This window comes from Pseudomonas sp. S2_H10 (assembly GCF_054668285.1).
The window spans coordinates 1,388,933-1,402,813 of the sequence record NZ_CP162754.1 but is presented as its reverse complement, the minus strand read 5'-3'; the positions used below and the strand labels follow the sequence as shown (position 1 = coordinate 1,402,813).

Annotated in this window: 12 protein-coding genes; 4 read left to right on the top strand and 8 right to left on the bottom strand. The window is 59.0% G+C overall.

Translation table 11 applies throughout. The features are described from left to right. Nucleotides 1–24 precede the first annotated feature (24 nt). From AB4O16_RS06220 to AB4O16_RS06210, 3 genes are all read right to left on the bottom strand, one after another. On the bottom strand, nucleotides 25–471 hold the full coding sequence (locus tag AB4O16_RS06220; protein WP_460157315.1) for an NUDIX hydrolase: 447 nt from the start codon (nucleotides 469–471) through the stop codon (nucleotides 25–27). A gap of 197 nt (nucleotides 472–668) precedes the next feature. Then, a complete protein-coding gene (locus AB4O16_RS06215) occupies nucleotides 669–2,894 on the bottom strand; it encodes an NADP-dependent isocitrate dehydrogenase (protein ID WP_460157314.1) in 2,226 nt (741 codons plus the stop codon). A 327-nt stretch (nucleotides 2,895–3,221) separates the two neighbouring features. Next, nucleotides 3,222–3,389 (bottom strand): hypothetical protein, encoded by a 168-nt coding sequence (locus AB4O16_RS06210; RefSeq protein WP_178120805.1) that lies wholly within the window; start codon nucleotides 3,387–3,389, stop codon nucleotides 3,222–3,224. Between AB4O16_RS06210 and icd the strand changes: the two genes are divergently transcribed. After that, complete coding sequence (icd, locus tag AB4O16_RS06205) at nucleotides 3,388–4,644, top strand: NADP-dependent isocitrate dehydrogenase (protein ID WP_075947937.1); 1,257 nt, start codon at nucleotides 3,388–3,390, stop codon at nucleotides 4,642–4,644. The two genes, AB4O16_RS06210 and icd, sit on opposite strands and share 2 nt — an antisense overlap. 81 nt (nucleotides 4,645–4,725) lie before the next feature. Here icd and cspD read toward each other — a convergent pair whose 3' ends face one another. Then, on the bottom strand, nucleotides 4,726–4,980 hold the full coding sequence (gene cspD, locus AB4O16_RS06200) for a cold shock domain-containing protein CspD (protein WP_160390020.1): 255 nt from the start codon (nucleotides 4,978–4,980) through the stop codon (nucleotides 4,726–4,728). 224 nt (nucleotides 4,981–5,204) lie between these two features. Here cspD and clpS point away from each other — a divergent pair, with 224 nt between their 5' ends. Together clpS and clpA are read left to right on the top strand one after the other, a co-directional pair. Then, entirely contained in the window at nucleotides 5,205–5,567 is a 363-nt protein-coding gene (gene clpS, locus AB4O16_RS06195; protein ID WP_027925124.1) for an ATP-dependent Clp protease adapter ClpS, read from the top strand. Nucleotides 5,568–5,597: 30 nt separating this feature from the next. Continuing rightward, complete coding sequence (clpA, locus tag AB4O16_RS06190; RefSeq protein WP_110660637.1) at nucleotides 5,598–7,868, top strand: ATP-dependent Clp protease ATP-binding subunit ClpA; 2,271 nt, start codon at nucleotides 5,598–5,600, stop codon at nucleotides 7,866–7,868. 231 nt (nucleotides 7,869–8,099) lie between these two features. Here clpA and infA read toward each other — a convergent pair whose 3' ends face one another. The 4 genes from infA to trxB all read right to left on the bottom strand — a co-directional run bounded on the left by infA (nucleotide 8,100) and on the right by trxB (nucleotide 11,162). After that, entirely contained in the window at nucleotides 8,100–8,318 is a 219-nt protein-coding gene (infA, locus tag AB4O16_RS06185; RefSeq protein WP_002553999.1) for a translation initiation factor IF-1, read from the bottom strand. Between the two features lie 111 nt (nucleotides 8,319–8,429). Beyond that, the gene (locus AB4O16_RS06180; RefSeq protein WP_160390021.1) at nucleotides 8,430–9,137 is read right to left on the bottom strand and encodes an arginyltransferase; all 708 of its coding nucleotides are present in this window, start codon (nucleotides 9,135–9,137) and stop codon (nucleotides 8,430–8,432) included. A gap of 323 nt (nucleotides 9,138–9,460) precedes the next feature. Next, the gene (gene aat / locus AB4O16_RS06175; RefSeq protein ID WP_460157313.1) at nucleotides 9,461–10,141 is read right to left on the bottom strand and encodes a leucyl/phenylalanyl-tRNA--protein transferase; all 681 of its coding nucleotides are present in this window, start codon (nucleotides 10,139–10,141) and stop codon (nucleotides 9,461–9,463) included. A 61-nt stretch (nucleotides 10,142–10,202) separates the two neighbouring features. Then, the gene (trxB, locus tag AB4O16_RS06170) at nucleotides 10,203–11,162 is read right to left on the bottom strand and encodes a thioredoxin-disulfide reductase (RefSeq protein WP_160390023.1); all 960 of its coding nucleotides are present in this window, start codon (nucleotides 11,160–11,162) and stop codon (nucleotides 10,203–10,205) included. 306 nt (nucleotides 11,163–11,468) lie between these two features. Here trxB and AB4O16_RS06165 point away from each other — a divergent pair, with 306 nt between their 5' ends. Beyond that, on the top strand, nucleotides 11,469–13,880 hold the full coding sequence (locus tag AB4O16_RS06165; protein WP_160390024.1) for a DNA translocase FtsK: 2,412 nt from the start codon (nucleotides 11,469–11,471) through the stop codon (nucleotides 13,878–13,880). Nucleotide 13,881: the final 1 nt, after the last annotated feature.

The following is a 13,881-nucleotide window of genomic DNA, read 5'->3' as shown; positions in this document are numbered from 1 at the left end:
TCTAACAGGCTGGAGCCTGCATGGCTAAAGAGAAGGACGGATCAATTCGAGGCCGAAGTGATTGCCTGCCAGATAGTCGTCGATGCAGCGGATGATCAGCTCGCTGCGCCAGTTGTCGCGCTGCTCGATTAATTCTTCGCGGGTCAACCACTTGGCGCCGACGATGCCGTCGTCCAGTTGATAGTCCGGGCGATGTTTCAGTGCTTTGGCGATGAAGCACACCCGCTGGTAGGTCACGCCGTTGCTCGGTGCGGTGTACAGGTAAATGCCCAGTACGCCGGTGGGTTCGACGTCCCAGCCGGTTTCCTCGAGGGTTTCGCGCACGGCGGCTTCGGTGAGGGTTTCATGCGGGTCAAGGTGGCCGGCGGGCTGGTTGAGCACCACGCGCCCGTGCTTGAGTTCCTCGACCATCAGGAAGCGGCAGTTGTCTTCGACGATGGTGGCGACGGTGATGTGGGGTTTCCAGTCCATAAAATGCCCTCGATGTTGAAATGTGATCCCTGTAGGAGCCGGCTTGCTGGCGATAGCGGCGTATCAGTCAACGAAGATATGAATGATAAACCGCTATCGCCAGCAAGCCGGCTCCTACAGGGTTTTGTGTCGATTTACAAAAGGCACAAACACAAACCCCGGCACAGGGCCGGGGTTTGTGATGTTCCCTTACAACCTTAAACCAGCGCAGCAACCGCCGCGTTGAAGGTTGCGCTTGGGCGCATGGCCTTGCTGATCAGCTCGGCGTCGGCGTGGTAGTAACCGCCGATGTCCACTGGCTTGCCCTGTACGGCGTTGAGTTCGGCAACGATGGTCGCCTCGTTCTCGGTCAGGGTCTTGGCCAGGGTCGCGAACTGCGCTTGCAGTGCAGAGTCTTCGGTCTGGGCAGCCAGGGCCTGGGCCCAGTACAGCGCCAGGTAGAAGTGGCTGCCGCGGTTGTCGATGTTGCCGACTTTGCGCGATGGCGACTTGTTGTTGTCCAGGAACTGGCCGGTGGCCTGGTCCAGGGTCTTGGCCAGAACCAGCGCCTTGGGATTGTCGTAGGTCACGCCCAGGTGTTCCAGGGATGCGGCCAGGGCGAGGAATTCACCCAGCGAATCCCAGCGCAGGAAGTTTTCTTCCAGCAGCTGCTGAACGTGTTTCGGAGCCGAACCGCCGGCGCCGGTTTCGAACAGGCCACCGCCGTTCATCAGCGGCACGATCGACAGCATCTTGGCGCTGGTGCCCAGTTCCATGATCGGGAACAGGTCGGTCAGGTAGTCGCGCAGTACGTTGCCGGTTACCGAGATGGTGTCTTTACCGTCGCGGGTACGCTGCAGGGTGTACTTCATGGCGTCGACAGGCGACATGATCTGGATGTCCAGACCGGCAGTGTCGTGATCCTTCAGGTAGGCCTGAACTTTCTCGATCACCACGCCGTCGTGGGCGCGCATCGGGTCCAGCCAGAAAATCGCTGGAGTGCTGCTGGCGCGAGCACGGTTGACGGCCAGTTTGACCCAGTCCTGGATCGGCGCGTCTTTGGTCTGGCACATGCGGAAGATGTCGCCGGCTTCGACCGACTGCTCCAGCAGCAGGTTGCCCTTGCTGTCGGTGACGCGAACAACGCCGTCAGCCTTGATCTGGAACGTCTTGTCGTGGGAGCCGTACTCTTCGGCTTTTTTCGCCATCAGGCCGACGTTCGGCACGCTGCCCATGGTGGTCGGATCGAACGCGCCGTTGGCTTTGCAGTCTTCGATCACGGCCTGGTAGATGGTGGCGTAGCAGCGATCCGGGATCACGGCCTTGGTATCGTGCAGCAGGCCGTCGGTGCCCCACATCTTGCCGGAGTCACGGATCATCGCCGGCATCGAGGCGTCGACGATCACGTCGCTCGGCACGTGCAGGTTGGTGATGCCTTTGTCGGAATTGACCATCGCAAGCGATGGGCGAACGGCGTAGACCGCCTGGATGTCAGCTTCGATCGCAGCTTGCTGCTCGGCAGGCAAGGCCTTGATGCGAGCGTACAGGTCGCCGATGCCGTTGTTCAGGTTGAAGCCGATCTGTGCCAGCACGTCTGCGTGCTTGGCCAGTGCGTCTTTATAGAACTCGGCAACGATCTGGCCGAACATGATCGGGTCGGAGACCTTCATCATGGTGGCTTTCAGGTGAACCGAAAGCAGCACGCCTTGTGCCTTGGCGCTTTCGATTTCAGCGGCGATGAAAGCGCGCAGGGCGTTTTTGCTCATCACGGCGCAATCGAGGATCTCGCCAGCTTGAACGCTGGTCTTTTCTTTCAGGACGGTAGCGGTACCGTCTTGAGCGATCAGTTCGATTTTCACGGCGTCAGCGGCGTCGATCAGGGCGGCTTTTTCGCTGCCGTAGAAATCGCCGGTGCTCATGTGCGCGACGTGGGACTTGGAGTCCTTGGCCCAGGCGCCCATTTTGTGCGGGTGCTTGCGTGCGTAGTTCTTGACCGACAGCGGAGCGCGGCGGTCGGAGTTGCCTTCGCGCAGAACCGGGTTCACGGCGCTGCCCTTGATCTTGTCGTAGCGCGCCTTGGCTTCTTTGTCCGCGTCGCTGGTGACGGTCTCAGGGTAGTCCGGCAGTGCATAGCCCTGAGCTTGCAGCTCTTTGATCGCGGCTTGCAGTTGTGGGACCGAAGCGCTGATGTTCGGCAGCTTGATGATGTTGGCTTCAGGCGTAACGGCCAGGGCGCCCAGTTCGGCGAGGTGGTCGGCTACGGCTTTGTCACCCAGTTGCTCGGGGAAGCTGGCCAGGATGCGCCCTGCAAGAGAGATATCGCGGGTTTCAACGGCGATATCAGCCGAGGCGGTGAACGCCTCTACGATAGGCAACAGTGAATAGGTGGCGAGGGCAGGAGCTTCGTCGGTGAAGGTATAGATGATCTTCGAGCGGGTGGGCATATTCGGATTAACTCTCTCTTCTTTGCTAAAGCGTGCGCAGAAACTCGAGGGCGCCGGGTAAGCGCGTTCGTTCAAAGTCATCCATGAGCCGAATATCGAGGTTTCGTTGCTGTGATGTTGGGTGCATCAGTAGGGTGTCAAGTAGCCGGGCTGCGGTAACAGATCGACTTAACTGGCGGAAACACTCGTCGTAGAGCTGTTCAACCTGACGTGACCCTTTAGTCAGCGGCGGCATTATACATAGGTAGCTGGCAATCTGCCGATGGTTCATACGCAACGAAAGTCGTCCATTGGTCTAAAGGTCGCAGGGGCGAGCAGGGCGTATGGTCATTCGTCGTGCTTGAGTTTGGCGTTTTTCCCTTTGCTTTCAGGCTTGTAGCTCGCGAGTTTCGGGGCTTTGCGGCAGATGGACGGAACATAGGGTTTGCGCGCCGATTCAACTGGGTTACGCTCGAACCAAGCCAGATGTTCAATCCAATCAATGGAGTTCAGCATGGGTTACAAGAAGATTCAGGTTCCAGCCGTCGGCGACAAAATCACCGTCAATGCAGACCATTCTCTCAATGTTCCTAATAACCCGATCATCCCCTTCATCGAAGGCGACGGCATTGGTGTCGACATCAGCCCGGTCATGATCAAGGTTGTCGATGCTGCTGTTAAGAAGGCTTACGGTGGCGAGCGCAAGATTTCCTGGATGGAAGTGTACGCCGGGGAAAAAGCGACTCAGGTCTACGATCAGGACACCTGGCTGCCTCAGGAAACCCTGGATGCGGTCAAGGATTACGTGGTTTCCATCAAGGGCCCGCTGACCACTCCGGTCGGTGGCGGCATCCGTTCGCTGAACGTGGCCCTGCGCCAGCAACTCGACCTGTACGTCTGCCTGCGCCCGGTGCGCTGGTTCGAAGGCGTGCCTAGCCCGGTCAAGAAGCCAGGCGACGTCGACATGACGATCTTCCGCGAGAACTCCGAAGACATCTACGCCGGCATCGAGTGGAAGGCCGGCACGCCGGAAGCCACCAAGGTCATCAAGTTCCTGAAAGAAGAAATGGGCGTTACCAAGATCCGTTTCGACGAGAACTGCGGTATCGGCGTCAAGCCGGTGTCCCTGCAAGGCACCAAGCGTCTGGCGCGCAAGGCCCTGCAATATGTGGTCGACAATGATCGCGATTCGCTGACCATCGTGCACAAAGGCAACATCATGAAGTTCACCGAAGGTGCCTTCAAGGAATGGGCCTACGAAGTGGCGGCTGAAGAGTTCGGCGCGACCCTGCTTGACGGCGGTCCGTGGATGCAGTTCAAGAACCCTAAAACCGGCAAGAACGTCATCGTCAAGGATGCCATCGCCGACGCCATGCTCCAGCAGATCCTGCTGCGCCCGGCCGAGTACGATGTGATCGCGACCCTGAACCTGAACGGCGACTACCTGTCCGACGCCCTGGCGGCGGAAGTGGGCGGTATCGGTATCGCGCCAGGCGCCAACCTGTCGGACACCGTGGCCATGTTCGAAGCTACCCACGGTACGGCACCGAAGTACGCCGGCAAGGACCAGGTCAACCCGGGTTCGCTGATCCTGTCCGCTGAAATGATGCTGCGTCACATGGGCTGGACCGAAGCGGCCGACCTGATCATCAAGGGCACCAACGGCGCGATTTCCGCCAAGACCGTGACCTACGACTTCGAACGCCTGATGGATGGCGCGAAGCTGGTGTCGTCTTCCGGTTTCGGTGACGCGCTGATTTCGCACATGTAAGAAACTGCAGGCACACAAAAACCGCCTGATTCAAGAAGTTGAGTCAGGCGGTTTTTTTAATGACTGGAAAACGCTGTGGTGTTAAGCCGAAACTGTCTGTTCAGCAACGGGTGACGTGGTTGCCGTGGTGTCCACCGGATTGGTGATGTTGACCGCGTGCAGACCCTTGGGGCCCTGGATAATCTCGAATACGACGGCTTGCCCGGCTTTCAGGGTTTTATAACCATCCATTTTAATGGCCGAGTAGTGGGCAAACAGATCTTCTGTCTTGCCGTCCTCGATGATGAAACCGTAACCCTTGGCATTGTTGAACCACTTTACCTTGCCGACAGCCATACCCAACTCCCTCTGCAACAGACTCCATCACTGGAGTATCATCCAGTACATCCGCAGTCGAATCTGAAAATAAGATTGACTCCGCGGACCTTTTTTACCCACTGTGGGCTCTATTGGTTGTAACACCCTTTTGCCGATAGTCAAGCTGACCCGGCACTCGGAGTTGAAATCGCTGATAGCCGCCCCCACCACTGTATTTGCACAACTGACGAACCTTTCTTTCCATGCATGCAATCAGCCAGATTCGACTAACATTCAATCAGGATCATCCTGATTCACACGACGACGATTCCGCAGGCATTGCTGTTCAGGAAGCAAAGCCTGCACTTCAGGCGCCGCCGATGTACAAGGTGGTTTTGTTCAATGATGACTACACACCGATGGATTTCGTCGTCGAAGTGCTCGAGGTGTTTTTTAACCTGAATCGCGAGCTGGCGACCAAGGTCATGCTGGCCGTCCATACAGAAGGGCGGGCAGTATGTGGAGTGTTTACCCGCGACATCGCTGAGACCAAGGCTATGCAGGTCAACCAGTACGCCAGGGAAAGCCAGCATCCGCTACTCTGTGAAATCGAGAAGGACGGTTAATCGCCGACCACTTGGGTATGAGGTGAAGCTATGTTAAACCGCGAGCTCGAAGTCACCCTCAATCTTGCCTTCAAGGAAGCCCGTTCGAAGCGTCATGAGTTCATGACCGTCGAACACCTCTTGCTGGCCCTATTGGACAATGAGGCTGCCGCCACCGTTCTGCGTGCGTGCGGCGCAAACCTCGACAAACTCAAGCATGACCTGCAGGAGTTCATCGACTCCACCACGCCATTGATTCCCGTTCATGACGAGGATCGTGAAACCCAGCCAACCCTGGGCTTCCAGCGTGTCCTGCAACGTGCTGTGTTTCACGTACAGAGCTCGGGCAAACGCGAAGTGACTGGCGCCAACGTGCTGGTCGCGATCTTCAGTGAGCAAGAGAGTCAGGCGGTGTTCCTGCTGAAGCAGCAGAGCGTTGCCCGTATAGATGTCGTCAACTACATCGCCCATGGCATTTCCAAGGTGCCGGGGCATGGCGATCACTCTGAAGGTGAGCAAGATATGCAGGACGACGAGGGCGGTGAGTCTTCTTCCTCGGGCAATCCCCTGGATGCGTATGCCAGCAACCTCAATGAACTCGCGCGCCAGGGTCGTATCGATCCGTTGGTAGGTCGTGAGCTGGAAGTCGAGCGCGTCGCGCAGATCCTGGCGCGTCGCCGCAAAAACAATCCTCTGCTGGTGGGCGAGGCGGGCGTGGGTAAAACCGCGATTGCCGAAGGCCTGGCCAAGCGCATTGTCGACAACCAGGTGCCGGACCTGCTGGCCAACAGCGTGGTTTACTCCCTTGACCTGGGTGCCTTGCTGGCCGGTACCAAGTACCGTGGCGATTTCGAGAAGCGCTTCAAGGCGTTGCTCAATGAGCTGAAAAAACGTCCGCAGGCGATCCTGTTCATCGACGAGATCCACACCATCATCGGTGCGGGTGCCGCGTCCGGTGGTGTCATGGATGCCTCGAACCTGCTCAAGCCACTGCTGTCGTCCGGTGATATCCGTTGCATCGGTTCGACCACCTTCCAGGAATTCCGCGGCATCTTCGAGAAGGACCGAGCCTTGGCCCGGCGCTTCCAGAAGGTCGATGTGTCGGAGCCTTCGGTGGAAGACACCATCGGCATTCTGCGCGGCCTGAAGGGGCGTTTCGAAAGCCATCACAATATCGAATACAGTGATGAAGCCCTGCGCGCGGCTGCCGAACTGGCTTCGCGCTACATCAATGACCGTCACATGCCGGACAAGGCGATCGACGTCATCGACGAAGCGGGTGCCTACCAGCGCCTGCAACCGGTCGAGAAGCGTGTGAAGCGCATCGAAGTGCCGCAAGTCGAGGACATCGTCGCGAAAATCGCGCGGATTCCGCCAAAACACGTCACCAGCTCCGACAAGGAACTGCTGCGTAACCTCGAGCGTGACTTGAAGCTGACCGTGTTTGGTCAGGATGCGGCGATCGACTCGCTGGCCACCGCGATCAAGCTGTCCCGTGCCGGCCTCAAGTCGCCTGACAAGCCTGTCGGTTCGTTCCTGTTCGCAGGGCCTACCGGTGTCGGTAAAACCGAAGCGGCGCGTCAGTTGGCCAAGGCGCTGGGTGTCGAGCTGATTCGCTTCGACATGTCCGAGTACATGGAGCGCCACACCGTATCGCGTCTGATCGGTGCGCCTCCGGGTTATGTCGGGTTCGATCAGGGCGGTCTGCTGACCGAAGCCATCACCAAGCAGCCACACTGCGTGCTGTTGCTCGATGAGATCGAGAAGGCGCATCCGGAAGTCTTCAACCTGCTCCTGCAGGTGATGGACCACGGTACGTTGACCGATAACAACGGGCGCAAGGCGGATTTCCGTAACGTGATCGTCATCATGACGACCAACGCCGGTGCCGAGACCGCAGCCCGCGCTTCGATCGGTTTCACTTATCAGGACCACTCGTCCGATGCGATGGAAGTGATCAAGAAGAGCTTCACGCCGGAATTCCGCAACCGTCTGGACACCATCATCCAGTTTGGTCGCCTCAGCCATGAGGTCATCAAGAGCGTGGTGGACAAGTTCCTTACCGAACTCCAGGCGCAGCTGGAAGACAAGCGTGTGTTGCTGGAAGTCACCGATGCGGCCCGCAGCTGGCTGGCCGAAGGTGGCTACGACGCGGCGATGGGTGCTCGCCCAATGGCTCGCCTGATCCAGGACAAGATCAAGCGTCCGCTGGCGGAGGAGATTCTCTTTGGCGAACTGGCCGAACATGGCGGTGTGGTACACATCGACATCAAGGACGGCGAACTGACCTTCGAGTTCGAAACCACGGCCGAAATGGCCTGACGTTCAGAGGCAAAACAAAAAGGCGCCGAGAGGCGCCTTTTTGCTATCTGCCAAAACACACCAAATCCCTGTGGGAGCGGGCTTGCCCGCGATGAGGTCGTCCCAGTCAGCATCTTTATTGGCTGACAGTCCGCTATCGCTGGCAAGCCAGCTCCCACAGGAGGGGGTGGTCGCCAAATCGCAAGCAAACAAAAACGCCCGGCATAAGCCGGGCGTCTTGTATTGACCTGATTAGCGGGCGCGGTAAGTAATGCGCCCTTTGCTCAAGTCATAGGGAGTCAGCTCTACGCGCACTTTGTCGCCGGTAAGAATACGGATGTAGTTCTTGCGCATCTTGCCGGAGATGTGCGCGGTTACGACGTGCCCATTTTCCAACTCCACACGAAACATGGTGTTGGGCAGGGTGTCGACGACAGTGCCTTCCATTTCGAAGCTGTCTTCTTTCGACATGCAGTAAAGCCCTCGGTGTCCAATGAATGGCCCGGTGCAACTGCGCCAGGCAAAAGCGGCGTGCATTGTGCCCGAAAAGTGGGGTTTAAGCCAAGGGGTTTAGGGCCGGCTCTAGTTTAGAACCACCCAGCGCTGATTAATCAGCAACTCAATGGGGCGATATTGAGTCTTGTAGCTCATCTTTTTGCAGTTTTTGATCCAGTAGCCGAGGTAGACCGCCTCCAGCCCCAGCCGTCGGGCCTCGCCGATCTGCCAGAGGATTGCGTAGCGCCCGAGGCTGCGACGCTCTTCGCAGGGTTCATAGAAGGTGTAGACCGCCGAAAGACCGTTCGGCAGCAAGTCGGTGACGGCGACGGCCAGCAGTCGGCCGTTCAGGCGGAACTCATAGAACCGTGAAAACGGCAGGTCCCGCACCAGGAAAGTCGAAAACTGGTCGCGACTGGGCGGGTACATATCGCCGTCGGCATGCCGTTGTTCGATATAGCGCTGGTAAAGATCGAAATACTCTTCGTTGAAACAGGGCTTGGCCGGGCGCACCTGCAAATCCGCGTTGCGCTTGAAGATGCGTTTCTGTTGCCGGTTGGGCGTGAACTGTCCCACGGGGATGCGCGCCGGAACGCACGCATTGCAATTCTGGCAATGCGGCCGGTAGAGATGATCGCCGCTGCGACGAAAACCCATCTCCGACAGGTCTGCATAGACATGCACATCCATGGGCTGGCTAGGGTCGAGGAACAGGGTTGTGGCCTGTTCCTCCGGCAGATAACTGCAAGAGTGCGGCTGAGTGGCATAGAACTTCAAACGCGCCAACTCGGTCATGATCAACCCTCGGGATAATGCTTTTGATTGGGGGCGTTCTCAGTTGATTTCACCGCCGCGTTGTCGCCTTAAAGCGAGCCAGGCAAGGCGCAGGCCGCTGGGAATGGTGTTCCCTTTCCAAGGCGTGCAACGCAGCCTGGCTCGCTTTAAGGCACAACCCGAAGGGCCGGGCCTGCTGTTGTGCAGGGCTGCGTTGCTCGAAGCTTATTTGGAATGACCAAACCACGCTTCTCGCGCCTTGCCCTGCACAACAGCAGACCCGGCGCGGCGGTGAAATCAACTGAGAACGCCCCCTAAGTGTAAGCCACGCGCGCAAATGTCGCTCAGCAAACCCAGGTGGCGGTGTTGGGTTGGTCCAGGTGCCTGGCCAAATAGTTGGCAAACTCGCGGCGGGGGATGGCCCGGGCACCCAGGCTGTGCAGGTGATCGGTGGGCATCTGGCAATCGATCAGCACAAAACCCGAGTCTTTCAGATTCCGGACCAATGTGGCAAAGCCGAATTTCGAGGCGTTGTCGGCGCGGCTGAACATGGACTCGCCGAAAAACAACTGGCCCATCGCCAGGCCATACAGCCCGCCGACCAGTTCGTCGCCGTCCCACACTTCCACCGAGTGCGCGTGACCACGTCGGTGCAGTTCGATGTAGGCATCCTGCATTGCCTCGGTGATCCAGGTGCCGTCGGCGTAATCCCGGGGTGCGGCGCAGGCGCGGATGACGGCGGCGAAGTCCTGGTCGAAGGTCACTTGATAGCGTTGCTGGCGCAGCAGTTTGTTCAGGCTGCGCGAGATGTGCAATTCGTCGGGAAACAAGACCGTGCGCGGGTCCGGAGACCACCACAGAATTGGCTGGCCTTCGGAAAACCATGGAAAGCAGCCGTGGCGATAAGCCGAGATCAGCCGATCGGCGGACAGATCACCGCCGGCAGCCAGAAGCCCGTTGGGGTCGCGCATGGCCTTTTCCAGCGGTGGGAAAAGCATGGTATTACGTTGTAACCAAGTCAGCATGGCATCCGGGCTTGCAGAAGGGGAGGGCAGTGGCGGGTGTGGGCCCGCCATAAGTTTGCCTTCAAACGGTGGGAATGTCGTCGAGGTATTTTTCCGCGTCCAGTGCCGCCATGCAGCCGGCCCCGGCAGACGTAACGGCCTGGCGATAAACGTGGTCGGCCACGTCGCCGGCGGCAAACACACCGGCAATCGCCGTGGCGGTGGCATCGCCTTCGCTACCGCCCCTGACCAGCAGATAGCCGTCGCGCATTTCCAGCTGGCCCGTGAACAGGTCGGTGTTGGGTTTATGGCCGATGGCGATAAACACCCCGGCCAGCGGCAGCTCCCGGGTTTCACCGGTTTGGCTGTCGCGCAGACGGGCGCCGGTCACGCCGCTGGCATCGCCAAGCACTTCGTCCAGGTTCTGGTTCCAGTGCAGGCGGATATTGCCGTTGGCGGCTTTTTCGAAGAGTTTGTCCTGGAGGATCTTCTCCGAACGCAACTTGTCGCGACGATGCACCAGGTGCACTTCCTTGGCAATATTCGACAGGTACAAGGCTTCCTCGACCGCCGTATTGCCGCCGCCGACCACTGCAACCACCTGATTACGATAGAAAAATCCGTCACAGGTCGCACAGGCCGAAACCCCTTTGCCGGCAAACGCTTCTTCCGAGGGCAGGCCCAGGTATTGCGCAGAAGCGCCGGTGGCAATGATCAGTGCGTCGCAGGTGTAGGTGCCGCCATCGCCGATCAGTTCGAACGGCCGTTGTTGCAACTTGGCGGTATGGATGTGGTCGTAAACGATCTCGGTGGCAAAGCGTTCGGCGTGTTTTTGCATGCGATCCATCAGCACAGGTCCAGTCAGGCCTTCGACGTCGCCTGGCCAGTTATCCACTTCGACCGTGGTGGTGAGCTGGCCACCTGCCTGTATGCCGGTGATGACAACGGGCTTGAGGTTGGCGCGGGCGGCATAAACGGCTGCGCTGTAACCGGCAGGGCCGGAGCCCAGGATGATCAGGCGGGAATGCTTCGCTTCGCTCATAAAAACACCTCATAAGCCTTTGTCACAAAAGAGAATGCGTGCTCAAATTGAACAGCATGTCATGTGCTGTTGACTATGCTACACCCAAGGGTCTCAGGCATGGCGTCGTGCGCACAAACCCGTACAATGCCCTGCGTGTTACATATATTCAGTGCGCACCGTGTTTATAAAAACCGGGGCGCAGTGTTAAAAGTAGTCCCGGTTACACGTGTTAACTTTTTTACCTGCCTGGATTGGGCGGTTTTTTCGCAGTTTTTATAGACATTCACCAGATGGACGCGCCCATGGCGCAGGAAAAGAAGCGTTTTGAAGAAATCCACCGCAGCACCTAAACCAGCCGTCGTTCCGCTCTGGCGCCAGCACTTGCACTACCGACTCAAGGAAGGTGCGCTGATCGCCATCGGTGCCCTGTGCCTGTTCCTGATGATGGCCTTGTTGACCTATGGCAAGGATGATCCGGGCTGGAGCCATAACAGCAAGATCGACGACGTGCAGAACTTCGGCGGGCCAGCGGGCTCCTACAGCGCCGATATCCTGTTCATGGTGCTGGGTTACTTCGCCTACATCTTCCCGTTGCTGCTGGCGATCAAGGCGTACCAGATCTTCCGCCAGCGTCACGAACCCTGGCAGTGGAGCGGTTGGCTGTTCTCCTGGCGCCTGATCGGCCTGGTGTTCCTGGTGTTGTCCGGCGCCGCCCTGGCCCACATCCATTTCCATGCCGCGACCGGCCTGCCGGCCGGGGCGGGCGGTGCGCTGGGGGAAAGCCTCGGCGAACTGGCGAGGAACGCCCTGAACATCCAGGGCAGCACGCTGTTGTTCATCGCGTTGTTCCTGTTCGGCCTGACCGTGTTTACCGACCTGTCGTGGTTCAAGGTGATGGACATCACCGGCAAGATCACCCTCGACCTGTTCGAACTGTTCCAGGGCGCGGCCAATCGCTGGTGGGCGGCCCGTACCGAGCGAAAACAGCTGGTTGCCCAGTTGCGTGCAGTCGACGACCGTATGGATGAAGTGGTCGCGCCGAGCGTCACCGACAAGCGCGAGCAGGCCAAGGTCAAGGAGCGCCTGATCGAGCGTGAACAGGCGCTGAGCAAGCACATGTCAGAGCGCGAGAAGCAGGTGCCGCCGGTGATTGCGCCTGCACCGCCAAAACCCGCCGCACCGAGCAAACGCGTCGAAAAAGAGAAGCAGGCGCCGCTGTTCGTCGACAGCGCCGTGGAAGGCACCTTGCCGCCGATCTCGATTCTCGACCCGGCGGAAAAGAAACAGCTCAATTATTCGCCTGAATCCCTGGCTGCGGTCGGCCACCTGCTGGAAATCAAGCTCAAGGAATTTGGCGTCGAAGTCACCGTGGATTCGATCCATCCGGGTCCGGTGATTACCCGTTACGAAATCCAGCCCGCCGCTGGCGTCAAGGTCAGCCGTATCGCCAACCTGGCCAAGGACCTTGCGCGCTCCCTGGCCGTGACCAGCGTGCGCGTGGTGGAAGTGATTCCGGGCAAGACCACGGTCGGTATCGAGATTCCCAACGAAGACCGGCAGATCGTGCGTTTCTCCGAGGTGTTGTCGACCCCCGAGTACGACAACTTCAAGTCGCCGGTCACCCTGGCCCTGGGCCACGACATCGGCGGCAAGCCGGTCATCACCGACCTGGCGAAGATGCCGCACTTGCTGGTGGCCGGTACTACCGGTTCCGGTAAGTCGGTGGGCGTGAACGCGATGATCCTGTCGATCCTGTTCAAGTCCGGCCCGGAAGACGCCAAGCTGATCATGATCGACCCGAAGATGCTGGAATTGTCGATCTACGAAGGCATTCCGCACCTGCTGTGCCCGGTGGTCACCGACATGAAGGACGCCGCCAACGCCCTGCGCTGGAGCGTTGCCGAGATGGAGCGACGCTACAAGCTGATGGCCAAGATGGGCGTGCGAAACCTGTCGGGCTTCAACGCCAAGGTCAAGGAAGCCCAGGACGCCGGCACGCCGTTGAGCGATCCGCTGTACAAGCGCGAAAGCATCCACGACGAAGCGCCACTGCTGCAAAAGCTGCCGACCATCGTCGTGGTCGTGGACGAATTCGCCGACATGATGATGATCGTCGGCAAGAAGGTTGAAGAACTGATCGCCCGTATCGCCCAGAAGGCGCGTGCGGCCGGTATTCACTTGATCCTCGCGACCCAGCGTCCGTCGGTGGATGTGATCACCGGTCTGATCAAGGCCAACATCCCGACCCGCATGGCGTTCCAGGTATCGAGCAAGATCGACTCGCGGACCATCATCGACCAGGGCGGCGCCGAGCAACTGCTGGGCCACGGTGACATGCTCTACATGCCGCCGGGCACCAGCCTGCCGATTCGAGTTCACGGGGCTTTCGTGTCCGACGACGAGGTTCACCGCGTGGTGGAAGCCTGGAAGTTGCGTGGCGCGCCGGAATACAACGACGACATCCTCAATGGCGTCGAAGAGGCCGGTAGCGGCTTTGAAGGTAGCAGCGGTGGCGGCGACGGTGACGATCCCGAGGCCGATGCACTGTACGACGAAGCGGTGCAGTTCGTGCTGGAAAGCCGTCGCGCCTCCATTTCCGCGGTTCAGCGCAAGCTGAAGATCGGCTACAACCGCGCCGCGCGCATGATCGAAGCCATGGAAATGGCCGGGGTCGTGACGTCCATGAACACCAACGGTTCGCGTGAAGTCCTGGCTCCGGGCCCGGTGCGCGACTGAC